General features: G+C 36.7%; 21 protein-coding genes, 1 tRNA gene and 1 pseudogene. 12 read left to right on the forward strand and 11 right to left on the reverse strand.

The window, feature by feature from the left end; all coding sequences use genetic code 11:
* Window positions 1–49: 49 nt before the first annotated feature.
* Window positions 50–151 carry an IS630 transposase-related protein gene (locus ABWU75_RS05105; RefSeq protein ID WP_253309320.1) on the reverse strand — a complete coding sequence of 34 codons (102 nt, stop codon included), beginning with the start codon at window positions 149–151 and terminating at the stop codon, window positions 50–52.
* A gap of 178 nt (window positions 152–329) precedes the next feature.
* On the opposite strand from ABWU75_RS05105, the gene ABWU75_RS05110 reads away from it, so the two are divergent.
* Together ABWU75_RS05110 and ABWU75_RS05115 are read left to right on the forward strand one after the other, a co-directional pair.
* Window positions 330–623 (forward strand): transposase, encoded by a 294-nt coding sequence (locus tag ABWU75_RS05110; protein ID WP_253309376.1) that lies wholly within the window; start codon window positions 330–332, stop codon window positions 621–623.
* Between the two features lie 158 nt (window positions 624–781).
* Entirely contained in the window at window positions 782–1,270 is a 489-nt protein-coding gene (locus ABWU75_RS05115) for a transposase (RefSeq protein WP_151807721.1), read from the forward strand.
* Between the two features lie 178 nt (window positions 1,271–1,448).
* On the opposite strand, the gene ABWU75_RS05120 is transcribed toward ABWU75_RS05115, so the two are convergent.
* Entirely contained in the window at window positions 1,449–2,615 is a 1,167-nt protein-coding gene (locus ABWU75_RS05120; protein ID WP_253309957.1) for an aspartate kinase, read from the reverse strand.
* A 90-nt stretch (window positions 2,616–2,705) separates the two neighbouring features.
* Window positions 2,706–3,633 (reverse strand): annotated as a pseudogene (locus ABWU75_RS05125) (IS481 family transposase); the annotation flags it as partial.
* Between the two features lie 126 nt (window positions 3,634–3,759).
* On the opposite strand from ABWU75_RS05125, the gene recJ reads away from it, so the two are divergent.
* Window positions 3,760–5,499, forward strand: coding sequence for a single-stranded-DNA-specific exonuclease RecJ (recJ, locus tag ABWU75_RS05130; protein WP_353286751.1), 1,740 nt, complete (start codon window positions 3,760–3,762; stop codon window positions 5,497–5,499).
* Window positions 5,500–5,517: 18 nt separating this feature from the next.
* On the opposite strand, the gene ABWU75_RS05135 is transcribed toward recJ, so the two are convergent.
* Complete coding sequence (locus tag ABWU75_RS05135; RefSeq protein WP_264731771.1) at window positions 5,518–6,690, reverse strand: NADH-quinone oxidoreductase subunit D; 1,173 nt, start codon at window positions 6,688–6,690, stop codon at window positions 5,518–5,520.
* 274 nt (window positions 6,691–6,964) lie between these two features.
* On the opposite strand from ABWU75_RS05135, the gene ABWU75_RS05140 reads away from it, so the two are divergent.
* From ABWU75_RS05140 to folD, 5 genes are all read left to right on the forward strand, one after another.
* Window positions 6,965–8,143: an aspartate aminotransferase family protein gene (locus tag ABWU75_RS05140; RefSeq protein ID WP_353286752.1), complete on the forward strand. Its 1,179-nt coding sequence runs from the start codon at window positions 6,965–6,967 to the stop codon at window positions 8,141–8,143.
* A gap of 88 nt (window positions 8,144–8,231) precedes the next feature.
* Window positions 8,232–9,515, forward strand: a complete 1,284-nt coding sequence (locus ABWU75_RS05145) for an HlyC/CorC family transporter (protein ID WP_253309372.1) — start codon at window positions 8,232–8,234, stop codon at window positions 9,513–9,515.
* A gap of 13 nt (window positions 9,516–9,528) precedes the next feature.
* Window positions 9,529–9,795, forward strand: coding sequence for a DUF2312 domain-containing protein (locus tag ABWU75_RS05150; RefSeq protein ID WP_064125346.1), 267 nt, complete (start codon window positions 9,529–9,531; stop codon window positions 9,793–9,795).
* Window positions 9,788–10,453: a UbiX family flavin prenyltransferase gene (locus tag ABWU75_RS05155; RefSeq protein WP_253309371.1), complete on the forward strand. Its 666-nt coding sequence runs from the start codon at window positions 9,788–9,790 to the stop codon at window positions 10,451–10,453. The genes ABWU75_RS05150 and ABWU75_RS05155 overlap by 8 nt, the downstream gene beginning before the upstream one ends.
* The gene (gene folD / locus ABWU75_RS05160) at window positions 10,437–11,315 is read left to right on the forward strand and encodes a bifunctional methylenetetrahydrofolate dehydrogenase/methenyltetrahydrofolate cyclohydrolase FolD (protein ID WP_264731772.1); all 879 of its coding nucleotides are present in this window, start codon (window positions 10,437–10,439) and stop codon (window positions 11,313–11,315) included. The genes ABWU75_RS05155 and folD overlap by 17 nt, the downstream gene beginning before the upstream one ends.
* Window positions 11,316–11,437: 122 nt before the next feature.
* On the opposite strand, the gene ABWU75_RS05165 is transcribed toward folD, so the two are convergent.
* Window positions 11,438–11,674, reverse strand: a complete 237-nt coding sequence (locus ABWU75_RS05165) for a transposase (RefSeq protein ID WP_353286753.1) — start codon at window positions 11,672–11,674, stop codon at window positions 11,438–11,440.
* A gap of 540 nt (window positions 11,675–12,214) precedes the next feature.
* On the opposite strand from ABWU75_RS05165, the gene ABWU75_RS05170 reads away from it, so the two are divergent.
* The gene (locus tag ABWU75_RS05170) at window positions 12,215–12,859 is read left to right on the forward strand and encodes an alpha/beta hydrolase (RefSeq protein WP_309166945.1); all 645 of its coding nucleotides are present in this window, start codon (window positions 12,215–12,217) and stop codon (window positions 12,857–12,859) included.
* A 5-nt stretch (window positions 12,860–12,864) separates the two neighbouring features.
* Window positions 12,865–13,680, forward strand: coding sequence for an SDR family oxidoreductase (locus ABWU75_RS05175; protein ID WP_264731773.1), 816 nt, complete (start codon window positions 12,865–12,867; stop codon window positions 13,678–13,680).
* Between the two features lie 284 nt (window positions 13,681–13,964).
* On the opposite strand, the gene ABWU75_RS05180 is transcribed toward ABWU75_RS05175, so the two are convergent.
* The 6 genes from ABWU75_RS05180 to ABWU75_RS05205 form a co-directional block, all read right to left on the reverse strand.
* The gene (locus tag ABWU75_RS05180) at window positions 13,965–15,245 is read right to left on the reverse strand and encodes a hypothetical protein (RefSeq protein ID WP_264731774.1); all 1,281 of its coding nucleotides are present in this window, start codon (window positions 15,243–15,245) and stop codon (window positions 13,965–13,967) included.
* A 29-nt stretch (window positions 15,246–15,274) separates the two neighbouring features.
* The gene (locus tag ABWU75_RS05185; protein WP_264688451.1) at window positions 15,275–15,436 is read right to left on the reverse strand and encodes a hypothetical protein; all 162 of its coding nucleotides are present in this window, start codon (window positions 15,434–15,436) and stop codon (window positions 15,275–15,277) included.
* A gap of 129 nt (window positions 15,437–15,565) precedes the next feature.
* Complete coding sequence (gene carB, locus ABWU75_RS05190) at window positions 15,566–18,868, reverse strand: carbamoyl-phosphate synthase large subunit (RefSeq protein WP_353286754.1); 3,303 nt, start codon at window positions 18,866–18,868, stop codon at window positions 15,566–15,568.
* A 383-nt stretch (window positions 18,869–19,251) separates the two neighbouring features.
* Complete coding sequence (locus ABWU75_RS05195; protein WP_264732440.1) at window positions 19,252–20,526, reverse strand: MFS transporter; 1,275 nt, start codon at window positions 20,524–20,526, stop codon at window positions 19,252–19,254.
* Between the two features lie 465 nt (window positions 20,527–20,991).
* Window positions 20,992–21,627, reverse strand: coding sequence for a hypothetical protein (locus ABWU75_RS05200; RefSeq protein ID WP_353286755.1), 636 nt, complete (start codon window positions 21,625–21,627; stop codon window positions 20,992–20,994).
* Window positions 21,628–22,375: 748 nt separating this feature from the next.
* Window positions 22,376–24,520, reverse strand: a complete 2,145-nt coding sequence (locus tag ABWU75_RS05205; protein ID WP_353286756.1) for a transketolase family protein — start codon at window positions 24,518–24,520, stop codon at window positions 22,376–22,378.
* 113 nt (window positions 24,521–24,633) lie between these two features.
* Here ABWU75_RS05205 and rpsD point away from each other — a divergent pair, with 113 nt between their 5' ends.
* Both rpsD and ABWU75_RS05215 read left to right on the forward strand, forming a co-directional pair.
* Window positions 24,634–25,248: a 30S ribosomal protein S4 gene (gene rpsD, locus ABWU75_RS05210; protein ID WP_264732377.1), complete on the forward strand. Its 615-nt coding sequence runs from the start codon at window positions 24,634–24,636 to the stop codon at window positions 25,246–25,248.
* Window positions 25,249–25,258: 10 nt separating this feature from the next.
* Window positions 25,259–25,345: transfer RNA gene (locus tag ABWU75_RS05215), tRNA-Leu, on the forward strand.
* Window positions 25,346–25,347: the final 2 nt, after the last annotated feature.

A 25,347-nucleotide genomic window follows, 5' to 3' on the forward strand; every position in this document is an offset into this window, starting at 1 on the left:
ACTTTTTACCGCTTTGAGACCTTGGCCAGTAGCTTTCTTTTTTAGCCATCTATATAGTTTCTATCTCAAAAACCTCTGCAACTTCAACCTTTGACTTTCCTTTTTCTACCAAAGACACTGCTTTTTCCCTTAAATCTACACTATATACCATCGCTTTCCCTACTTAAAAAAAACATATTATACCTTTATCATTCGCTTTTGAAAATACTATAGTTTGCTTATGAGCAACCTGGATCCCAGTGGGCTTTGTTGCATCGCTCAAGTGAAAAGAACTGGCAGTTACTGACAAAATTCATTATAAATAGCCATTTAACTGTTGAAGAAAAAATATGCCACAAAAAATGAGAGTCAGTAACTGCCATGAATATAACAAATTTCTCCAAGAAAGAGGAAGCATTTTTTGTTATATCAATGACGCCATAGAAAATTGGTACGAGAATTGTCCAAAAATGCAGGGCGGCAACTATATTTATAGTGATAAAGTTGTGATTTTGGTGCATATAATCGTCAGTTTCTTTAGAATTGGTTTAAGACAAACAGTCGGGTTTATAAAAGGGTATTTGCAACAAATAGGAAGAGATTTGGCAGTTATCAGCTATTCACAAGCATCAAAAGAAACTTAATATTAAGATAAATGATTGCAGAATTGATAAAAATAATATGGAAGATATCGAAATTGCTATAGACAGTACAGGAATTAGTATATACAACAACACACAGCAAGGAAAATAGCACTGACAGAAAATATCGTGGCTATGAGCAAACGAGAAAATTGCACGTAATGTTGAATATAAACAACAAAAAAGCCATAGCTGTAAAATACAGTAACGGTGTCTACTCTGATCACTATGGAGCTTGTGATTTGCTAAAAGAAGTTGATTTTCAGCATGCCATAAAAGCACTATATGCAGATAGAGCATGTGATAGGCACAAGTTTTATAAGTTGTGTAACGAATATGATATAAAGACAAAAATTCCACCAATAAACAATGCGGCAGAACATCCAGAAATAGATTATATGTCTGACAGGAATGCTGCTATTAGGTTAATAAAATTATACGGTGAAGATGGCATGAAAGAATGGAAAAAAGAAGTAAATTATGGGAAAAGATCTTATATTGAAGGGTTTTTCTCAAGATTAAAGCAAATATTCGGATTTAGTTTTAGGAATAAATCTGAGATAAATCGAGAAAAAGAACTGCTAATCAAATGCTATTTGCTTAATAAATTCACTGATATTGGTATGGCTAAATTTGAGATAGTTACATGAATTTACCATAAATCACCATCTCATAAAGTGTGATGCAACAAAGCCATCCCAGTGTCTGGGCACTGGGATGACACCGTCATAAAGGAACTAGTGTCAGCTACTTGGATGACAGGAGAATGACACCCTCCTGGTAGGCCCAAATTGCAATGTTCGTACAGTTGTGGACGTCGAGCCTATCCTAGTGTTGCATATCAAGCTCATACTCAGTATGTAAATCTTTGACCAAAGCTACAACGTATTCTTTTTGAACAATTATACTGATTTTGATTTCGGATGTTGTGATAGCAAGTATTTCTATCTTTTTTTCGCTTAAAACCTTGAGTGTGCGGTGCATCACTTCAGTGTTAGACATAACACCAATACCAATTATTGAAATTTTAGCTACATTATCGTTTATAGCATAATTTTCATTCTTATTCAGTAACTTTTCCATTAAATCAATATCAAATTTGGAGATAACAAAACTTGACCCATGTATCATATCAATTTTAACGTTTGCCCCTACTATATCTCTTAAAGTACGCAAGTTATTTGCAAGGTTAGTGAAAGTTACAAGAGCTTCATTAGTGCTATAAGCTATTCCAGTAATTAAGTATCTCTCTAGTACATCCCTTTTGTGTAGTACTGTGGTGCCTTCTACTTCTTTAAAAGTGGATAGCACTTGCACTTTAATGTTATGCTTCATTGCAAGTTGTACTGAACGATTATGCAGTATTTTAGCACCAGATGACGACATTTCCAACATTTCATCGTAAGAGATAAATTTGAGCTTGCGTGCCTTTGGAACAATTCTCGGGTCTGCTGTATATATTCCATCAATATCAGTAAAAATTTCGCAAGTTCTAACACCAAAGGCTACCGTGAAGGCAACTGCTGATATATCAGAGCCTCCTCTTCCAAAAGTAGTGATTCTATCATCATTTATACCCTGAAAACCAGCGATGATCGCAGCAGTATAACCCTCAGCAAAAGATCTTTTCACACGGTCAATCTTTATTGTTTTTATTTTAGACTCAGAATAAAAATCATCAGTTACAATCGGTAACTGCCAGGCAAGCCACGATTTAGCATTAACTCCGATCGATTGGAGAGTGATAGCTAATAGACCGCAAGAAATTTGTTCTCCTGCTGAAAGCATAACGTCATACTCTGATAACTCTTGTCTGCAACTTAAATTTGAGATTTGCCTAGCCTGAAAAGCCATTTGGTCAGTAAATCCTGCAACAGCAGATACAACAACGATTACATTACAACCTTTCTCAATATCGTTTTTTATCAAATTTGCAACTCGGTTTAAATCAGTTAGCGAAGTCCCACCAAATTTTTTTATGATTATTTTGTCCATAGTTACAATATAACTCTCTTCTGAAGAAAAATATAGTTTTTGTAGAGATAGAGGTTGTCCGAAAACTAGAATTAAGGTAGAGTATAAGATGTATGGTTCCAGAGTGTGATGGTGTGGATCTATTATAAATAATTCAGGAGACTTTGTCAGCTGAGAACATATAAATTCAAAAGGCGTAAGACCCCTAAGAGCTTTGAGTCTCTTTGCATAATTGTAGGCCATAACAAAGTCATAAAGATGCTCCTTAAGTTGCTGATGCGAACGATAGTAATATTTCTTAACTGTAGCATTCTTTAAAGTTTTATTCATACGTTCAACTTGTCCATTTGTCCAAGAATGGCTAACTTTTGTCAGACGATGTTCAATGTTATTTTCTTCACAAACTCTATCAAATATGTGTTGGAAGGCGTATTTATGGCGCTTCTGATTTGTAAATTGTATGCCATTATCTGTCAAAATAGTGTGGATTTTATACGGTAAAATTCTAATCAGATTACCTAAAAACTCAGCAGCTATGGGTTTTGTAGCACTTTTGTGCAACTCAACGTAGGTGAATTTGATCTATTGCAACAAACAAATACAGCTTTCCTTCTTCTGTTCTAACTTCCGCGATATCAATATGGAAATAGCCTATAGGATATTGTTTGAATTTCTTTCTTGATTTAACTTCACCATCGACATCTGGTAGTCTGCTAATGTTGTGCCTTTGTAAACAACGATGTAAGCTGGAGCGACTCAAATGTGGGATTGAGGTTTGCAAAGCGTAGAGACAGTCATCTAATGGCAATAGAGTATGCTTACGAAATGCAACACTCCTCTTCTAAAGTTAAAACAGTTGATCTTGGATGCTTTGGACCATACCAGCATCTTTGGTAAATGAGCGTTTTCTCCACTTAATAATAGTTTTTGGTTTAAGGTTATAACACTTGGAGAGTTTTGCTATGCTCTCTTTACTATTTTGTATTGCTCTACGAATTGTCTCTGTTGTTCTGGCGCACCCATGTAATACTTGTCCCATAATTCCTCCCTTGATGGTATTTTTTTCTCACATTTTATCATACCATCACACTCTGGAACTGTGCATCTAATACAATTATAGAACAAGTTTAAAAGTTCTGGTAAAGTAGTTTTATTTACAAAGAATATGCTACTTGAAATTGAAAAGCGCAGCATAACAAATGCATTGTGGAAGTTGCAAGAAGCAGATCAAAGGGAAATCTTAACTCTTATACAGAGATTTGAGTTGCCAGAAGTACTAGCAAGAATATTGGTTACTCGTGGTGTTAACATAGAAAATGCGAGCGACTTCTTATATCCACTAATCAGATCGCTATTACCAGATCCCTTTCACCTTCTTGATATGGATAAAGCTGTTTCTCGTATAATACGGGCAATAAAAAATAATGAAAACATTGCAATATTTGGTGACTATGATGTTGATGGTGCAACGTCGTCAGCATTGATTAACAGGTACCTGAGAGCAATCGATATACACTCTATAATCTACATTCCAGATCGTGTTGATGAGGGCTATGGATTAAACACAGATGCTTTATTACAACTTAAAAAAAACGGGATCGATTTATGTATTTCCGTTGATTGCGGTACGCTTGCATATCAACCAATAGAAGATGCAAAGGTCTTTGGTCTTGATATTATAGTTGTCGATCATCATCTTGGTACGGAAAAGTTACCAAGCGCCGTAGCAGTTGTTAACCCAAACCGCCTTGATGAAAGCTCTCATTATACTAACCTTGCAGCAGCTGGAGTGTCATTTCTGCTGATTATTGCTCTTAATAAAAGCCTACGTGAGCAAGGATTTTTTACCAACAAAAAAGAACCAGATTTATTTGATCTGCTGGATTTAGTTGCCCTTGGAACTGTTTGCGATGTTATGCAGATTACAGGCCTCAATAGAGCATTTGTCTCACAAGGATTAAAAGTTATGTCAGCAAGAAAAAACGTTGGCTTGCGTGTTTTATTTGATGCTTTGGGGATCCTTGAAAAACCAAGTGTTTCACGATTAGGGTTTAGTATTGGGCCATGCATAAATGCTGGAGGAAGAATTGGAGAAGCATCGCTCGGTGCAAGGTTGCTTTTCACCGATGATGATGAAGAGGCACATTCAATCGCGCTAAAATTAATAGATTTGAATAATGCAAGGAAAGTGTTAGAAAATGAGGCTCTCTTGGAAGCTACAGCACAAGCGGAAAAATTTGCCCAATTAGGTGTAAATTTTATAATGGTAAGCGGCAACTGGCACCAGGGAATAATTGGTATAATTGCATCGAGGCTAAAGGAGCAGTTTCACTTACCAACAATAGTGATGTCTTTAAACAATGGAATAGGAAAAGCAAGCTGTAGATCAATTTTGGGAGTTGATATCGGTGCTGCAGTCCTTTCCGCAAAGTTTACAAATTTAATTATTGAAGGTGGTGGCCATAGTATGGCGGCAGGATTTTCAATTAAAGAAGACAAAATAAATGATTTGCATGATTTTTTTACTGAAAGATTTTCAAACTCTATAAATGAGAAAACTTTAAAAGCTGATAGTATAGTAACTGCTAAAGCAATAAACTTATCTCTGTGGAACCAACTGCAACGCTTGGGACCATTTGGAGTTGGGAATCCTGAACCAAGGTTTATCATTCAGGGAGCAAAGATAAGAAAGCCTGAAGTTATAGGAGTTGACCATATAAAATGTTTTATTGCTGATGATAATGTTATGGTAAGAGCTATTGCATTTCGCTCTGCAAATACTCACCTTGGCTCTGCTATCATGCAGGGTAATGTTAAAGCCATTTTGGGTAAAATCTCTATGAATTACTGGAATGGCAATGAATTTGTACAATTTTTAATAGAAGATGTATTGACCATTAGTTGAGTTACTATTTTACAATAATTACCTATCAATCTCACCAAAAACTATATCGAGTGAGCCAATAATTGCTGCAACGTCGGCAAGCATGTGTCCTTTTGCCATAAAATCCAAAGCTTGTAAATGTGCAAAGCCAGGTGCTCTTATTCGGCATCTATAAGGTCTATTGGTACCATCTGAAACTATATACACTCCAAACTCACCTTTTGGTGCCTCAACAGCTGTGTAAGCTTCACCTTTTGGTACGTGATATCCTTCTGAGTAAAGTTTAAAATGGTGAATAAGAGCTTCCATAGATTTTTTCATCTCTGCTCTTGGCGGTGGAGAAATTTTTCTATCTTCAGTTTTTATTGGGCCTCCAGGCATTTTCTCTATACACTGCTTCACCAAGCTAACAGACTGCCTAATCTCTGCCATTCTAACTAGATAACGGTCATAACAATCGCCATTTTGGCCAATAGGTATATCAAAATCTAGCTGATCATATATTTCATATGGCTGACTTTTTCGCAAATCCCAAGCAAGCCCAGCAGCACGCAGCATTGGTCCACTAAAGCCCCAGTCAAGTGCCTGTTTAATTGATATTTCACTGATTCCTACAGTGCGTTGCTTCCATATCCTATTTTCTGTTAAAAGTTCATCAACATCGTCTATATACTTTGGAAATTGCTCTATAAACTTTGCAATATCCTCAATCAAGCCTTCTGGAACATCTGCTGCAACTCCACCTGGTCTGATGTAAGCTGCGTGAAACCTTGCGCCTGAAGCTCTTTCGTAAAATTCCAGTATTTTTTCTCTTTCTTCAAAGAGCCATAAAAGAGGGGTCATTGCTCCAACATCAAGCGCTTGAGAAGAAACGTTCAGTAAATGATTTAGTATTCTCGTCAGTTCACAAAACAAGACACGTAAATACTTTGCCCTAATTGGAATTTCGCATTGCAACAATTCCTCTACACATAGTGAATACGCATGCTCTTGTGACATTGGTGACACATAGTCAAGGCGATCAAAATAAGGCAAAGCTTGAAGATACGTTTTATGTTCTATTAATTTTTCAGTACCACGATGCAAAAGCCCAATATGAGGATCAGCTCTCTCAACCACTTCGCCGTCCATCTCTAAAACAAGGCGCAACACTCCATGTGCAGCTGGGTGCTGAGGGCCAAAATTTAACATCATTGTCTTTAGATCGGGCATGTCCAGTAGTTTAAGATATTAAAATTGTATAGGCTAAAGTGCGCTCAAAGTCAATAGACTTCTTGCATATGCTACAACTGTCATTCAATAGAAACAAAAACTTTTACAATGCTAATAAGTGTTGGTAAAACTAAGTCACTTTAGCTATAGAATGACAAAAAGGGTTTGCATTAGCCAAATTTTTAGTTGAGGTAGCATAAGAGGTTAAAGGAAAAGCTTTGCGTTAATGGATTCATTTCAGGTATAATACAGATAATACCACAATACTTATAAAATGGATCATGTTGTTAATGCGTACAATAGACTTGACACTCCTATAGTTAGGGGAGAAGGGGCATATCTTTTTGACAAAGATGGTAAAAAGTATTTAGATTTTGCTGCAGGTATTTCTACAGCTTCTTTAGGGCATTGTCATCCATACATTACAGACAAACTGAAAGAGCAATTGAGCTCACTATGGCACTGCTCTAACATTTTCACTATTCCCGAGCAAGAAAGGCTTGCTGACCGTTTAACAACCCTTACTTTTGCAGATAAAGTTTTTTTCTGCTCAAGTGGGCTTGAAGCAACAGAAGCTGCAATTAAGTTTATTCGTCGTTACTTTTATTCAAAAAGGCAAGCAAAACGTAATCGTATTGTTACAATTGAAGGAGGGTTTCATGGCCGCAGTATTGCTGCAATTTCTGCTGGAAACAGTGAAAAATCACGCGAAGGTTTTGCTCCGCTTCTTTCTGGTTTTGATAAAGTGCCAAGAAATGACATTAAAGCTTTGGAGAAAAAAATCAGCAATGAAACAGCTGCTGTGTTTTTAGAGCCCATACAAAGCGAAGGCGGAGTATATCCACTAGACGTAGAATATCTTCAAAAAGTAAGGAAAATAACAAAAGCTCAAGGGATAATTTTGTGCTTTGATGAAGTGCAATGCGGATATGGACGCATCGGTTCTTTATTTTATTATCAAAATGTCGGCATTGAACCTGATATGCTAACCTGTGCAAAAGCTATGGGTAACGGTTTTCCTCTAGCTGCATGTTTAGTAAAAGATTACATAGCAGAAGCAATCACTCCAGGAACTCATGGATCAACCTATGGTGGCAATCCACTTGCCATGACTGTTGGTAATGCAGTGCTCGATATAATGCTAAAAGAAGGCTTTTTTGATCATGTTAAGAGAATTAGTAAATATTTAAAAGAAAAGCTGTTGCCTTTAGCTAAAGAATTTCCTGAGATGATTTCAGAAGTTCGTGGAGAAGGGTTACTAATGGGAATAGAACTAGCAACTCCTGTAGCTGATAAAGTTATTAGTCGATCTCTTGATAAAGGTTTAGTAATAACTAGGGTTTCAAACAACAAAGTAGTAAGGATAACCCCACCACTTATCATTGAGGATGAGCATGTGAATGCGGCGTGTAATATGCTTTATGATTTATTTTTTAAGATTAAAGATATATAAAATTCGGCAATATAAATTCAGGCTTGCAAATACCTCTCATAACATGTAAAATTAATTTTATTTTTTATCACAATAACATCGTACTTTAATGGATTGGTTATTGGTCTTAGTATCATCAGCAATTTTTATTTTGTTAATTTTATCGTTTTTGTTCTCAGGAGCAGAAATAGGCTTAACCTCAATTAGCCGTTCTCGAGTTAATAAGCTAAAGCTAGACGGTAACAAAAGAGCCAGGATAATAGACCGCTTATTAAATAAGAAAGAATTGACAATAGGAACGGTATTGCTCGGCAATACAATTATTAATATTACTTGCTCTGCTTTATTTACAGCAATATTTATCAATCTTTTTGGAAATGAGGGCATTCTCCTATCAACAATTATAATGACATTTTGTATTTTATTATTCTGCGAAGTTCTACCAAAAACTTATGCTATTCAAAATCCTGAAAAATTTGCATCATTTTCTGCTTATTTTGTATTGTTTTTTGTAAAGATTTTTTCTCCATTGACGCTAGGTATTCAATTTATTGTTAACCTCATCCTGAAATTATGTGGGCTGCATAAAGATAAGGAAGTAATATCTGCAGCGGATGCAATGCGTAATATGATTACTCTTCACCGCAGTGAAGGAACTATGTTACAACAGGATTTAGATATGCTAAGCAGCATACTTGATTTGGCTGAGACAGAAATATCACAAATTATGACCCATAGAAGAAATTTATTTTCTCTTGATATAAATCGAAGTAAAGAAGAGTTAATAAGGGAAATTTTAACTAGCAGTCATAGTAGGATACCTTTATGGCAAAAAGAACCAGATGATATTATCGGTGTAATTCACGTGAAGGGTCTAATAAATGCCTTGCGTGAAAAGAATAATAAAGCGGAAGAAGTTGACATTACCCAAGTTATGTCAAAGCCTTGGTTTATACCAGAAAGTACACCGCTCAGCGTGCAACTTCATAACTTCCGTAAGAACAGGAAACACCTTGCATTTGTTATTGATGAGTATGGAGCACTGCAGGGAATTGTAACTCTTGAGGACATACTGGAAGAAATAGTTGGAGAAATTTCGGATGAACATGATTTGATCACGGAGAATTTCATAAAGAAAATATCTGACAATATGTATCACATAGAAGGAAAATCTACTATTAGGGACATTAACAGGCAGTTACACTGGAATCTCCCTGATGAAGAAGCTACAACTCTAGCAGGTATGATTGTGAATGAAATAGAGCGCATTCCTGACGAAGGCGAGGAGTTTTCCATGTATGGTTTTCGCTTTAAGATTTTAAAAAAAGATAAAAATATTATTACTGTTGTTGAAGTGCAAGTAAAAACTGGTAATACTAGTAGCAGCAATTAATTAGTGGAGTTTCATGGAAGATACAGTAAAAATAACGGCTGAAGAGTTGAAGGGTTACATAGAGAGAATCGAAAAACTTGAACAAGAAAAGAGGGATGTGCAAGATCACATTCGTGATGTATATGTAAAAGCCGCAGATGAAGGTTGGGATATAAAAGTGATGAAACAAATTATTAGGCTGAGGAAGATGGATGATGATGACAGAGAGGAACAGGAAATATTGCTTGATACCTATAAACGTGCATTGGGAATGAGCTACGAAGAAGAGTTAAGTGAATAGCAGAATTGTAATTGGAATAAGTGGAGCATCTGGTTCTATTTACGGTGTACGTATTTTAGAGGCGTTAAGAAATATTAATAGATCTCTTATCCCTGTCATCCGAGTAGCTGACACTGGGATCCAGGGAAAAAGAAATATAGATTCCAGCGTCACGCGCTGCAAATTTGGTTATGAAACTCATTTAGTGATAAGTCGTGCTGGAAAAATAACTCTAGCTCATGAGATTAAAGAAAAACTTGAAGATATTACATCACTTGCAGATTTTTACTATTCTGAAGAAAAAATAGGAGAAAAAATAGCAAGTGGCTCATTTAAAACCTCAGGAATGATTGTAGCACCATGCTCTATGAAGACAATGTCTGAAATTGCATCAGGTGTTACTTCCAATCTATTGACAAGGGCTGCAGATGTAACGCTAAAAGAAAGAAGAAAATTAATTCTTATGGTGCGAGAGTCACCACTACATCTTGGGCATTTACAAAATATGTTAAAATTAACGGAGATGGGAGCAATAATTGCTCCACCAGTGCCTGCTTTCTATATTAAACCAAAATCGTTGGATGATATTATTAATCATTCTGTTGGCAAAGTATTGGATTTATTTGATATCAAATTACCTGACTTTAAGGAGTGGCAAGGAAGTGACAATTATTATTGATGGTAAAAAAATAGCAAACGACCTATGTGAGAGGCTATCACAAAAAATTGATATTTTAAAGAGAGAGTATAACATTTTTCCTTGCCTGAAAGTAATTCTCGTGGGCAGCAATCCAGCAAGTCAGGTTTATGTTCGCAACAAACAGAAAAAAGCAGAATCAATAGGCATAAGTTCTGAGACCATTGTTTTGCCTAATAATATTTCAGAAGATGAATTGATTGAAAAAATCAATGAGTTAAATGAAGATCGATCTGTGCATGGCATTTTAGTACAGTTGCCTTTACCAAATCATATTAGTGCAAGCAGAGTAATTAACGCAGTAAGTATTGAAAAAGATGTAGATGGCTTCCACGATGAAAACGTTGGTAGATTAGTTAAAGGTGAAAAAAACTGCCTTATACCTTGCACTCCTAAAGGTTCTTTGCATTTAATTAAATCAATTGAAGAGAACCTTTCCGGTAAAAACGCAGTGGTGATTGGTAGGTCAAATATCGTGGGCAAGCCAATGTTTCACCTATTGCTGCAGGAAAATTGCACTGCTACCATCTTGCACTCACAGAGTAAAGATTTAGCTGAATATTGCTCTAAAGCGGATATAGTAGTTGCAGCAGTCGGAAAGCCAAATTTTGTTCAAGCAGACTGGATAAAGAAAGGTGCAATAGTGATCGATGTTGGCATAAATAGTGTTAATGTAGGAGAGCTTGTAGGTGATGTTGACTTTGAGGGAATAAAAGGGAAAGCCAAAGCTATTACTCCAGTACCCGGGGGCGTTGGCCCAATGACCATTGCATTTCTAATGATGAACACCGCCATTGCTGCTTGCTTACAGAAGGGAGTTGATGCTTCTAATTTTATTAGTTGAGGTATGAAGAGGAAAGCTGTATGAAGATAGACATCTCACAATTAATAAAAAATTGAGATTTTTGAAATTCCTCAGTAGTCAAATTTATTAAATATTTAGGATCATCATCTATTCTTTTTTCTCTACAAGTATAGTATTTTCAAAAGCGAATGATAAACGTCTAAAATGGTATTACCAACTAAAAGGTGTAAGTCTGTACATTGATGCATTAGAGGTCTGAGGCGACTTTTGATGATGTGCCAACAATGCTCTATCGGATTTAGATCAGGTGAATATGTTGGAAGATAAAGCAAATGACAGCCAAAAGACTCTATTAATGACTTTGTTTTGGGAGTTTTATGGAATGTAGCATTATCCATAACTATGGTTGTATTACGCTGCAATTGTGGTTCGCTCTAACCATACATTAAATACATCTTTATTACACCCTCCTGTGAAGGTCATTGGTGCAATAAACTTCTTTTCAATCCATCCACCTATTATACTCACTCTTTCCCACTTTTTTCCTGGAACATCAGCATATATTTTTTCTCCTCTTGGAGCTCATGCATATTCTCGGTATAGTCTATTATCAACTCCTGCTTCATCTATATATAAAATGCTACAGTGGTCTATTTTTGAGACTTTATCGATAAATTGCTGCCTATCTTCTTGATTGCGCTCTTGATAGAATGTGACTTTTTTTAAGGTTATTTTTAGCTGTTTTAACCTATACCAAATTGCACTTATTCCAAAGCCATTTTATACCTTTTTATCCCTTCTGAGGTAACCTTTTTTCAGTTAGCTATAGGTATAAAATAATGGAGTATGTCTCTCCATCATTCAACAGCAATCACAGTATGTTTTTACAAATTTGAAAATTAGTGTTAAATAAAAATATAAATGCAAAAGGAAAAGAAATGATTGAACTTAAAGGCCAAGAAATTTGTGCAGGCGGAAATAAGAAAAATTTGATTATTTTTTTACATGGTTGGGGCTCAAGTGGCGATAATTTCATTCACCTTGCTAAAGTTATGAGCAAGTTTTTACCCGAGTCATATTTTGTAGCACCCAATGCTCCGTTTGAAAGAGAAATAGGTGATGGTTATCAGTGGTTCAGCTTGGAAGATCGTAGTGAGGAAGCGCTATATAATGGAGTAAAAAATGCTACATCAATTGTAAATCATTTCATTGATACAAAATTAAAGGAGCTTAATTTAAAAGATACGCAACTTTCTTTGGTTGGATTTTCTCAAGGAGCAATGCTTGCAATACATACAGCTCTCACCCGCTCTCAATCCTGTGCATCAGTTGTTGCATACTCTGGTAGGTTTCTTTCACCTTCAAAAACTGCACCAGAGATCAAGTCAAAACCTAACATATGTGTTATCCATGGTGATGCTGACGACGTGGTACCTTTTTCGTCCCTCGACTTAGCGGTTAAAGCTTTGAAAGAAAATGGAATAAATGTTGAAGGGCACCCAATTCATGCATTAGGTCATATTATTAATGAAGAGGGGATAAAATTAGGAGTAGAATTTATCAAGAAGAATTTTAAAAATTAATTTTCATGCACTTGTTTTGCTTTGGTTATGGATATGTGGCTAAATTTTTATCGAAAAAACTGCTGAACTTAGGTTGGAAAGTCAGTGGCACATCAAGAAGTAAAAATATACAAAATGTAATCCTCTTTAATTATGAGAAAGTTAGTCAAGATCTGCTTAAAAGCGCAACGCACGTTTTAATTTCTATTCCTCCAGATGGTGATGATGTTATGGAGAGATATGGTGATTGCCTGCAAAATGTTAAATGGTTTGGTTATTTGTCTGCAACTAGCGTTTATGGTGATTACTCTGGTAATTGGGTGAATGAGGAATCTGAAACAAAACCTATAGAAATCAGAGGAGAAAAGCGCCTTAGATCTGAAAAGAAGTGGCTGAATAGCAAACTGCCTGTACATATTTTTCGTTTAGCTGGAATATACGGTCCTGGTAGGAACGTGTTAATTGACTTGCAGCTTGGCAAAGCAAAAAATGTGAAAAAAGAAGGGCATTTTTTTTCTCGTATTCACGTTGAAGATATATCGAACATTCTATTTTCTTCCATGCAAAACATAAAACCTGGTGAAGTATATAATTGTGCAGATGATTTACCCACTACACAATCTGAAGTGATAATGTATGCAGCCAAACTTCTCAATGTTAGTTCTCCAGAGCCAATTGAGGTTTCTTCCTTACCAGATTATGCACAGAGTTTTTATTTAGGGTCAAAAAAAGTAAGTAATGTTAAAATTAAAAAAGATCTTAATGTCTCTCTAATTTATCCTAACTATAAGGTGGGATTAGAGAGTTTGCATGTAAAAAAAACTGAAATCACATTAGAATGAAGTAGATAGACCTATTGTTTAGTTGTATCCGTTCAGCAAAGTGGCAAAATAGGTAGGCGAGATAAACCAAAAAATCAAGAAAAAAGTAAGTTTACAACAAATGGTGTCATTCCAGTCTGGAATCCAGCCTTTCCATAATCATCAAAAACATTGTATTTTAACGTAAAACAGCTATTTTTATGCTCACCAACTTAATAAAATTCCTGGATCCCAGTGTCTGGGCACTGGGATGACAAAGGAGAGCAGTGTCAAGCACTGATCACTTTTGCTTCAATATTTGCACATTAGCCATGCCTTGAATCAATACGTTTAGTTCTGTAATTGTGTCCGTTCAGGAAAATGTTCTCTAGGTAAGATTGTGGAGTATTCGTTGCAGTATTTGGCTGTTCAATTACGCTAGTTGGTATAATACTTCTATTTCTTTCAAAATTTCCATCTCGTATAGCTTCCAGAACGCTTTTTCCTCCTAAAAGACAGTTTTCTCCTAAACTTTTCCCCTTATCTTCTAACTCGTTAAGCCTTGCTTCGCTCTCCTTATCAATCTTTACTTCTATTTCATTACTATTTTCCTTAGGATTTAGATGAATACTGATTTTTCCTGCTTCACTATCAAAAGATAATGTTACACCTTGCTTACAAACATCCAGATAATTTCTTTTTCCGTTGTAGCTTTCAACTCTTACTATACTTTTCCCAATTTGCAGTATACCAACTCTTAAGTTTAAACCTTCATTCTTTTCATTGCTTAGGATTTTTGCAACTTCAACAGTACTATCTTGTGGATATTTTATACAAAAGCACTCATTATCTATCTCTACTTTTAATTCTAATTTGTCCTTTTGAGCTTGCTCATTTTTGTTTACAATACTTTCATATGCTACATTTTTTAGATCGTTTTCAATTTCCTTACATTCCGCAAAGAGATCGTTGACATAATCAAAATCAGAAGTTACATGTCCTAGCTCACCACCATCGAAAAGACCTCTTTCTACTTTCCCACCTTTTAACAATAAATCCCTAATGGTGTTTCTTATGATGTCTAAATTACCATCTTCCAGTACTTCATTCGTGTTGTCATCATCTTTATCTTCATTGCTATAGGAAACATCCTGACCTCTAAATGCATGCGCTTTACTGCTAGGGCATAGGCCTTCATTATTGATAACATCTATTATTTCTTCAAATATCAAATTTGTTACAGTTCTATAACGATCACCATAACATGAATTTAGTCTTATCCCTTTCCCTAAATATTTATTTGTTATGTCTCGAACAAGCCTTAAAGCACTTCCTTTGTTATTTTCTTCTTCCACCTTTTTCATCTCCTTACAAAATTCATCAATCAGCTTCTCTTCATTTTCAGTTAATGGTATTTCTAGATCCATTAAAAGTGAGCCACCTTCCGGAAAATAAGAATAATCTGAACTACAGCTCGAATTTGAGTCCCAATCACTTGGTTCAGTACAAGGCGTCTGATTACCATCAGCAGAACTATGATATGAATCATAATCACTAAAGTTCTGTAGTCGATTATCACTTTCGTGTTCATCTGTTTTGTTTGACAAATCACTGCGAGAGAACTCCATCGGATCTTTTATATTACTTCCAAACTTTGTTGATTATCACTTTCGCCTAACCTAATATCAGTTAGTGTTGGATCATATAATTCTTGGGTATTTTTTGCTTCTGTTTTCCTCGTCTTACGTAATGGATAAGGCTGATAAAATTGAGTTCGTTTCCTTTTTACCTTATTCATGTTGCATAACCGTTATTCAATAATTCTTTAACAAACACCATAATACATAGGCAAGTCAGTAAAAAAATTTGACTTACATTACTCTACCACAATTTTGAGATAGAGTAATGAATTATTTTCGTTTGGCATTTAAACGTTTTGTATCTGCTGTAATGATTTCACTTCCAATTTGCTATTCTTTACATATTGAATTGCAAGCACTAACGCTTTACTCCCAGAAGCTGTGGTGCTATAAGCTATATTTTGCAAAATAGCAGTTCTCCTGATATCTTTGCTATCTGAGACTGATTTCACACCTTTTGAAGTATTGATTACTAGATTTATTTTTCCATCTTTGAGCATATCAACTATGTGGGGTCTGCCTTCTCTCACTTTATTTACAGCTTTTGCAGCAATGCCGTTATTATTCAGATATAAAGCTGTGCCTTTGGTTGCATATATTTCAAAACTCAGTTCTTTCAACATTCGTGCAACAGGCAATATATACTCTTTATCATCATCTTTTACTGAAACCAGAGCTGTTCCTTCTATTGGTAACTTGTATCCTGCAGCCATGTGCGTTTTTGCAAGTGCAGCTTCAAACGATGAGTCAATTCCCATTACTTCTCCTGTTGATTTCATTTCAGGGCCAAGTAGAGTGTCAATTCCCGAAAAGCGCGTGAATGGAAAAACAGCAGCTTTAACTGCAAAATGATTGAAAGGCTTGTTTTCCTGATTCAATTTTTTACCCAAAATAACCTGAGTGGCAAGCTTTGCAATAGGAATATTGATTACCTTGGAAATAAAAGGAACGGTTCGACTAGCTCGTAAATTTACTTCAAGTATGTATACATAACTCTCTTGAACAGCAAACTGAATGTTTATCAGACCTTTCACTTCTAGTGCAAGAGCTATTCTTTCAGTTTGGAGCTCGATCTCTTTTATTACTTCGTCACTCAATGTATTTGTCGGTATTGAGCATGTTGAATCGCCAGAGTGGATACCAGCTTCTTCAATATGCTCCATGACCGCTGCAATGAAAACTTTTTTCCCATCACACACAGCATCAACGTCAACCTCAACTGCATTGACTAAAAATTTATCAAGAAGCAGCGATCCGTGTTCAAAAATTTTGGTTTGATTCAAGACATACTCTTTAAAGCTCTGAGTATCGTGTCTAATCGACATAGACTGACCGCCGAGGACATATGATGGCCTGACTACTAGTGGAAACCCCACCTTTTCTGCGTTGGTTAACGCTTCTTTTACTGAATGGCAGATAGAACTTTCAGGTTGTTTTAAATTAAGTTGCAAAGCAAGGTTTTTAAACCTCATGCGATCTTCTGCAAGGTCAATAGAATCAAACGAAGTTCCCAGAATTTTGAAACCTCTCTCGTTAAGCACTTTGGCTAACTTTAAAGGTGTTTGACCACCTATTTGAACTATTACACCAACCAGTGTGCCATTTTCTTGCTCTTTACTTAGTATTTCAAGCACATCCTCTGCAATCAGTGGGGCGAAATATAAACGATCAGCGGTATCATAATCAGTTGAAACGGTTTCTGGATTACAGTTGATCATTATTGTTTCATACCCCATTTCTTTGGCGGCAGAAGCTGCATGTACGCATGCATAATCAAACTCAATACCTTGACCAATGCGATTTGGACCACTTCCTAAAATGACAACCTTTTCTCGGTCAGAAACATCTGCTTCGCACTCCATTCCCTCTGTCATCCGAGTAGCTGACACTGGGATCCATTCTTCCTTATCTCTGGATTCCAGCGTCACGCGCTGGAATGACATCATTGTGTTACCCTCATAACAGCCATACATATAAGCAGTGCTCGATTCAAATTCAGCTGCACAGGTGTCTACACGCTTATAAACTTGTTTAATGCCAAATTTTTTTCTTATTTCTTCAATTTGCTCTGCTTTCTTATTGCTTAATTTTGCCAATCTTGCATCTGAAAACCCCATTTTTTTCAGCTCTAACATTTCATATGCAGTCTCAGGAAGGCCGTTTTCCTTGATTTTTTGTTCAGCTAATATAATTTGCTGTATATTCTGCAAAAACCATAAGTCATATCCTGTAATCGAATTTATTTCTTCTATGCTTATTCCATGACGCATTGCGTCAGCAGCAATCAGTAATCTGTTTGGCAGCAATTTTGCTAATTGAGATCTGATGTGATCAATATCAGTATTTTCAGGAAATACTTCATTAAGTCCCGTAAGCCCAGTTTCAAGCGAGCGAAAAGCTTTCTGCAGCGACTCATTAAAAGTGCGGCCGATCGACATCACTTCCCCCACTGATTTCATGGAAGTTGATAGTTCACAATTCGTCCCCTTAAACTTCTCAAATTCAAAACGAGGAATTTTAGTGACGATGTAATCAATCACTGGTTCAAATGCAGCAGGTATAACTGGAGCGCAATCATTACGTATCTCATCGAGTGAATAGCCGATAGCAAGTTTAGTTACAACTTTTGCAATAGGATAACCTGTTGCTTTTGAAGCAAGTGCAGAAGAGCGAGAAACCCTTGGATTCATTTCAATCACAACGAGGCTTCCATCTTCTTTAGGATTCACTGCAAACTGAACATTTGCACCACCGGCACTAACATCAATTTCTCTTAGCACTGCTATAGATGCATTTCTCATCTGTTGGTATTCTACGTCACGCAGAGTCAAAGCAGGAGCAACCGTGATACTATCTCCGGTGTGCACTCCCATTGGATCAATATTTTCTATCGAACAGACTATTATGCAGTTATCTTTACAATCACGGATAACTTCCATTTCATATTCTTTCCAGCCGATAATTGATTCATCTATCTGAACTTCATTTATTGGCGAAATTTTGAGAGCACTTTCTGCAATATTGAAAAACTCCTCTTTATTGTATGCTATGCCGCTACCTGCACCACCAAGGGTGAATGACGAGCGGATGATTGCTGGTAATCCAATGTAATCCAAAGCCTTTCTTATTTGTTCTTGATTTTTTATAATGATACTTTTGGGGTATTTTAGCCCTATTTTATCCATGGACTGACGGAATAACTCTCTATCCTCTGCTTTTTTTATTGCTTCTCTATTTACCCCTATTAATTCTACATTGTATTTGTCTAACACTCCATCATCTGCAAGTTTTATTGCGCAATTGAGTGCTGTTTGCCCGCCCATTGTTGGCAATATTGCATCTGGCATCTCCTTAATTATAATTTTCTCTATGATTTCAGGCAGTACCGGCTCAATATAAGTTGCATCAGAAAACTCAGGATCTGTCATTATAGTTGCGGGGTTGGAGTTAACCAAAATGACTTTATAACCTTCACTTTTTAATACTTTACAGCTTTGCGTTCCGGAATAATCAAACTCGCATGCCTGACCTATAACTATTGGGCCTGCTCCTATTACTAATATAGATTCTATATCTGTGCGTTTTGGCATAATTACAATAACGATTTCTGTTCAAATAATGTTACCAATCTTTCCTGTATATGTGAATTTTTATTAAACCTATTAGCTAACTGTTTTTAGGCTTGACGCATAACTGTACGAACATTGTGATTTGAGTCCACTAGGAGGGTGTCATCCAAGTAGCCCCTCCTTGTATCTTGTCAAAAGCATCTAATGCTTAAGCTTAAAACATTAGATGCTTTTGACAAGATACAAGGAGGGGCTACTCGGATGACAAGAAAGAGGCTACTCGGATGACACCCTGACAACCGTCATCCCGCTAACAAGCAGCGGGATGACGGTTGTCAGGGTGTTAGCTACTTAGATGAAACCCTTTTCCGGTGGAGATCACTATCAAATCACATAAGAGAAAACTAAGACCAATCACATTTTTTATCTTGCGGTTTTATTTGCAATATTGCTACCACACTGATCAACAAGCAGAAGACTATATAAAGCCCAGCAGCAAGGTTTGTTTGAGGAAATGTTACAGTCAACCAAATACAAACCATAGGAGTAAATCCTCCATGTAACGCATAAGAGATGTTGCGTGATAAGCTCACACCACTAAATCTAACATTGGTGGGAAAGAGTTCAGATGCAACTATTCCTATGGGAACTATACCTCTTTCTATTATAGAAAGAGCCATTACACTAAGCATAATTATAAGGTAATTTTTGTAGTAATATGCAATAGATAACGCAGGACAACATAGTGCCATTGTAATTGCTATAAATAAGATTGCAGTGCGCTCTTTTCCAACTTTATCAGCCAACATTCCAAACGCTATTGAAGATATCGGCATTAATACACTGGTTATAATGAGCACAATTTCGTTGATATATGTCGTTACATACACATCCACTGATGCTATTTCCTTTGCGAGTGTTCGAAGAAATATGGTAAATCCGACAGCAACATTAACAGGTACAGATATTAAAATAGCAAGTATAAGAGCTCTCTTGTGGCGCTTTATAAGCTCTATTATTGGCAAATCAGGTAAATTTCTTTGTTTTCGATTTTTTTCATATGCTGGAGTTTCTCCCAATGTGTATATGCTATACGCGCTAATTAATCCTAAAATAGCTGAGAAAACAAATGGCAATCTCCAACCCCAGGTACAAAAATCAGTAGTTTTTTTGCAGATAATTACTATCACCGCAGAAAGCAAGACACCAATGGAGCGGCCAAAGCCCATTATTCCAAAATACATCCCTAAGTTCTCTTTCCTACTGGATAAATGTTCTATAAGATAAACAGAACTTCCTTGTTCACCACCAAGTGCAATTCCTTGTGTCACATGGATTGCAAGAAGCAATATAGTAGAAATTATACCTACTTGATTGTGACTTGGAATAAATGCAATGAGACTTGATGGTATCGATATTAGCAAGATAGTAATTATTAATGCTATCCTTCTTCCATACCTGTCACCAACGTGACCAAATATGAATGCACCAAGTGGCCTTACAATTGCACCTAGCCCTACAATTCCAAATAATTGCAGTATGTTACTGTAGACATCTTTTGCAAAACAAAACTCTCTGCTAATTATGTTAATCAAATCAGTGAAGAGCATGTAGTCATACCATATTGCGATTCTGCAGAGTATGGTTGATATCAATACCCTTATTTGGTGATTATCCACTAAATTTAATTCGTAAATGTTTGCTTATTCTATTCTGGCTGCTTTTTGGGATTTTGCAACCTAAGGTGTGGGTTGACTTTTTTGTTATGGTATGTGATAATTGAGATTGTTAAAATTTAGGTATTCACTGACCGTTCTTGTTATAAACACCAGAATAATAAGCTACTGATATTCTCCATCTTTTTTATCTTTAATCCATCATAGCTAGCGATGCAACAAAGCCATTCCAGTGTCCGCTACTCAAATGACATGGTGAGGCGTCATCCTGCTGCTCCTTTCTTGTCATCCCGCGCAGAATAATTAATCGTCATCCCGCTAACAAGTAGCGGGATGACGATTGTCAGGATGTCATCCTAGTAGTGTGACACTGGTTCACTCTATAATGATTTCATCCCAGCGCCCTCTTCTTGTCATCCAAGTAGCTGACGCTGGTTCCTTTATGACGGTTTCAGCCCAGTGCCTTTGTTACTTCTTTTTCCCATTCTCATTTACTTCTTGTGCTTTCGCTCCATCTACTTGAGTACTAGGTAATGCTACATATGTAATACTACCAGCTACGAGTGCAGATGCTACTGCTATACCAATCATTACTAACATCTCTAACCTAACTGTACGTTCAAGTGCAGTAAATGCTATCAGTCCAGCAGCAAGACCCATACCAACACCAGCAGTGTACCGTGCTGCATTGCTTTGTTTTGGTTGCTCAATTGTTTTGTTTTTAGCTTCTAATTCTTTATTTTTCTTCTCTAATTGCTGAACTCGATCATTTTTATCTTCTAAGTCTTTCTTTAGGCTTTTAACTTCATCATTTAATTTGGTTATTTGATCTTTAGCTTTATTCTTTGCATCTTCTAGTGCTTTATTTTTCTCCTTCTCGGCTTCTTTCTTTGCATCTTCTAGTGCTTTATTTTTCTCCTTCTCGGCTTCTTTTTTTGCATCTTCTAATTCTACCTTTAAGTCCGCAACTTCCTTACTGAACTTACTTGCATTTATTATACTGTTCTTTAACTCTTTCTTAATCGAATCCACAATTTCATCTGCATTTTTACTTTGATCAGTCCCTATTATAGATTCTATTTTGATTTGTAACTCTTCATGCAATTTCTCCTTCTCCTGTCATCCCAGTACCTTCTCCTGTCATCCCAGTGCGTGACACTGGGATCTCATTTTACTTTATGATGATGTCATGAAAGTAGCTGACATTGGGATCCAGAAGACTTAATTTCAACCAAATAATAAAGGCTAGATCCCAGTGTCAGCTACTTGGATGACAAAAAAAGGAGCACTGGGATGACAAAAAAAGGAGCACCGGAATGACAGCAGTCCTACGTCATACCGCCGCGGTATCTCTTAGCATAGATCCCGCTAACAAGTAGCGGGATGACGGTTGTCGGTGAACCTAAGTTACTTTAGCTACAAACGTTAAGAAATTTACCAAACGAAAAAAAAGGCAAAAGAAGCCCTAGTCATTGTCTACTTTCAGTATTGGCGTTTTTTAAGTCTTAAACACTGCAATTTAGCTGCTTTTAAATGCAACTCACCTTTGTTTAAATGTTTAAGAAATTTACTAAGCAGAAAAAAAGGCAAAGAAATCCCGTGTTAGCTAGTTGTCACTCTCTAATCCTGCAAATTGGCGTACTATACTGTCTTAAACGACTTATAAGCGCGTTTCAGCTTATATAGGTAAAAACCTAGAAGTATTGTGAAGACATAAGGTGCACATAGTGCAAAAAATTAAAAATAAGACGCCAACTACGTTGTTTTCTTGCTGTTTAATCTGCACAGATGAAGATAACTGAATACCTTCAGTTTCATGATAAAGGGGCTGGCAGAGTTTGTCAAGTGGTTTCTATTGAATATATACAGTGGAATGATAAAATTCACACACACATTTTACTACGTGATCGGCGCTGATATTAAAATGCTCATAAAGTGTTTTATAAGGTGCTGATTCTCCAAAGCTTTTCATGCCAATAAATATACCGTTTGAACCTATATATTTATGCCAACCCATTTCACTTCCAGCTTCAATTGCAACTTTGATGCTGTCATTATTTAATATCGCCGCTTTATATTCGTCACTTTGCTCATCAAAAAGTCTCCAGCATGGCATAGAAACAACCCTTGTACCTATACCCTTTTCCTGCAATTTCTCCCTTGCTTCAACTGCAATTTCAACCTCGGACCCCGTAGCAAATATTGTCATTTTTAATTCTTTTGAACATTCACACAAAACATATGCACCAAACTTCGATAGATTAGCAGATTGATCGATATCAAAATAGAATTTGCGCATGTAACTTACGTTTTGCCTTGAGAGCGCAAACAGTGCAGGTGACTCTTTTTTTTCGAGTGCAATGCTAACACACTCTAGAGTTTCAACTGCATCGGCTGGCCTAAAAACATATAGATTTGGTATAGCACGAAGAGAGGCTAAATGCTCTATTGGTTGGTGAGTTGGGCCATCTTCTCCCACTCCAATTGAGTCATGAGTCATCACATAGATAACCTGCTGTTTCATCAAAGCTGAAAGACGTATAGCAGGACGACAGTAGTCGGAAAATACCAAAAAAGTGCCACCATAAGGAAGAATCGCGCCGTGAAGTGCCATACCATTCATACATGCTGCCATAGCGTGTTCTCTCACTCCATAGTGGACATAAGAACCACTATAATTATTACTATCTATTACCTGCATGTGCTTATATTTAGTGCAATTTGACCCAGTAAGATCAGCAGAACCGCCGATTAATTCCGGCATATGTTGTGTTAAAAGTTCCATTACCATGCCGAAAGAAGAACGTGTAGCTTCGTTTGGCATTGTCTCGTGTATTTGTTTCTTCAAGTTAGCCAAAACATTATCGATATTGTCTGGTAGACGTTTATCTAACCGTCTTTGAAGTTCTTTATTTTCACTGGATTCCAGTGTCAAGCACTGGAATGACACCGAATTGCTGTTATCTGGCAGACGCTCATCTAGTCGCCTTTGAAGTTCTGCATGATATCCTGTCATCCCAGCATTCTCTTCTGTCATCCCAGTGCTTGACACTGGGATCCGTTCTTTTTCTTCTTCACTGGTCACATGCTGGAATGACAATGAATTGTAATTTTGTTTTGCTCTCTCAACAGTTTTCTTCCAGGCGTTTTTCACATCTTCTGGCACATGGAATGGCTCGTAATTCCAGTTTAATTTCTCTCTCATCTGTTTGATGTCTTCCTCCGAAAAAGCACCACTGTGAGCAGAGGATGTGCCAGCACGGCTTGAAAATTTTCCGATAATAGTTTTGCAGCAGATCATTGTAGGTTTATCAGACTTTTTTGCTTGCTCTATTGCAAGGGATATGGCATCAAAATCATGGCCATCAATTTTGTCAACATTCCATCCATACGCTAAGAAGCGTTTCTCTACATCATCAGAGCAGGAAAGACAAGTAGCGCCATCTATAGAGATATCATTATCATCAAAAAGGGCTATTAATTTATTCAATTTAAGATGCCCAGCAAGTGATGCTGCTTCATGGCTTATTCCTTCCATAAGACAGCCATCCCCTAGCATTACGTAAGTGTAGTGATTGATTCTGAATTGCTTTTTAAGGATTGATTCAGCAAGTGCCATGCCAACAGCAGCGGCAAACCCCTGACCGAGCGGGCCTGTTGTTGCCTCTACCCCGGAAGTCAAGCCAAACTCTGGATGACCTGGGGTCTTGGATCCCATTTGCCTAAAGTTTTTTAGCTCATCTATGCTAGTATAACCTGTCAAATATAATATTGAGTATAGTAACATTGACCCATGACCGTTTGATAAAACAAAGCGATCTCTATTGAACCATTTAGAATCATCAGGATTATGATTCAGATATTTAGCAAACAAAACAGCTGCAACATCTGCCATGCCAAGTGGCATACCTGGGTGTCCAGAGTTTGCTTTTTGTACTGCATCAATTGATAAAAAACGGATGGCGTTTGCCATAGATTCCAAATGTGAATGATTCATGTGTTAATAGAAAAACTTAAAAATGAAGTATAAAAGATTATATCAGCAAAAACAAGTTGACACTGAGTGCTAAAATCCTTAATAATCTAAAGTTAAATCGTGAGAGTTTTTATATGACAACTGTTATCACTAGAAAGTATAGGATTAGCCGTAGACTTGGTGTAAATTTATGGGGTAGAGCTAAAGACCCAGTAAACAAAAGGAAATACCCTCCAGGTCAACATGGTATTCTTGGATTCAAGAAGTTATCCGACTTTGGTAAGCAGTTTGCTGCGCATAAGAAATTTAAGTTTTACTATGCGATTTCAAGTAAGCAGCTCAGACGTACATTTTTAGATGCTTATAACAGAAGGGGTTATACGGCTGATAATTTTATCGGTATTTTAGAATCAAGGCTCAGTTCTGTTTTATACCACTCTAGTCTTGTGCCAACAATTTATGCAGCGAAGCAGCTCATATCTCATAAGCACGTTACAGTTAATGATAAGGTGGTCAACATATCGAGTTATCGAGTGAAACCAGGTGATATAGTAAAAATAAGAGAAAGGGCAGCAAAAATCCCTGTAGTAGTAGAGGCTGAACAAAAACAAGAGCGCAAGGCTCCGGATTATTTAGAGACAGATAGTAAAGAGCATTCAGTGAAGTATTTGAGGTCACCTCAATATTCTGAGGTTCCTTATTCAGCAGACATGGAAGTCAATTTAGTAGTAGAGTTTTACTCTAGATAGATAAAAAAAAGCCCGTGTGGCGGAATCGGTAGACGCAGCGGACTTAAAATCCGTGGGTTTTGCGACCTTGGGAGTTCAAGTCTCCCCATGGGCACCAAT

The sequence above is a fragment of the Wolbachia endosymbiont (group A) of Anthophora plumipes genome (genome assembly GCF_964028115.1).
Taxonomy (GTDB): domain Bacteria; phylum Pseudomonadota; class Alphaproteobacteria; order Rickettsiales; family Anaplasmataceae; genus Wolbachia.

Bases quoted from the DNA above. Each gene is read 5' to 3' on its own strand.
- ABWU75_RS05105 (WP_253309320.1), bottom strand. From the start codon at position 151: ATGGTATATAGTGTAGATTTAAGGGAAAAAGCAGTGTCTTTGGTAGAA.
- ABWU75_RS05110 (WP_253309376.1), top strand. From the start codon at position 330: ATGCCACAAAAAATGAGAGTCAGTAACTGCCATGAATATAACAAATTT.
- ABWU75_RS05115 (WP_151807721.1), top strand. From the start codon at position 782: ATGTTGAATATAAACAACAAAAAAGCCATAGCTGTAAAATACAGTAAC.
- ABWU75_RS05120 (WP_253309957.1), bottom strand. From the start codon at position 2,615: ATGGACAAAATAATCATAAAAAAATTTGGTGGGACTTCGCTAACTGAT.
- recJ (WP_353286751.1), top strand. From the start codon at position 3,760: ATGCTACTTGAAATTGAAAAGCGCAGCATAACAAATGCATTGTGGAAG.
- ABWU75_RS05135 (WP_264731771.1), bottom strand. From the start codon at position 6,690: ATGCCCGATCTAAAGACAATGATGTTAAATTTTGGCCCTCAGCACCCA.
- ABWU75_RS05140 (WP_353286752.1), top strand. From the start codon at position 6,965: ATGGATCATGTTGTTAATGCGTACAATAGACTTGACACTCCTATAGTT.
- ABWU75_RS05145 (WP_253309372.1), top strand. From the start codon at position 8,232: ATGGATTGGTTATTGGTCTTAGTATCATCAGCAATTTTTATTTTGTTA.
- ABWU75_RS05150 (WP_064125346.1), top strand. From the start codon at position 9,529: ATGGAAGATACAGTAAAAATAACGGCTGAAGAGTTGAAGGGTTACATA.
- ABWU75_RS05165 (WP_353286753.1), bottom strand. From the start codon at position 11,674: ATGGATAATGCTACATTCCATAAAACTCCCAAAACAAAGTCATTAATA.
- ABWU75_RS05170 (WP_309166945.1), top strand. From the start codon at position 12,215: ATGATTGAACTTAAAGGCCAAGAAATTTGTGCAGGCGGAAATAAGAAA.
- ABWU75_RS05175 (WP_264731773.1), top strand. From the start codon at position 12,865: ATGCACTTGTTTTGCTTTGGTTATGGATATGTGGCTAAATTTTTATCG.
- ABWU75_RS05185 (WP_264688451.1), bottom strand. From the start codon at position 15,436: ATGAATAAGGTAAAAAGGAAACGAACTCAATTTTATCAGCCTTATCCA.
- carB (WP_353286754.1), bottom strand. From the start codon at position 18,868: ATGCCAAAACGCACAGATATAGAATCTATATTAGTAATAGGAGCAGGC.
- ABWU75_RS05205 (WP_353286756.1), bottom strand. From the start codon at position 24,520: ATGAATCATTCACATTTGGAATCTATGGCAAACGCCATCCGTTTTTTA.
- rpsD (WP_264732377.1), top strand. From the start codon at position 24,634: ATGACAACTGTTATCACTAGAAAGTATAGGATTAGCCGTAGACTTGGT.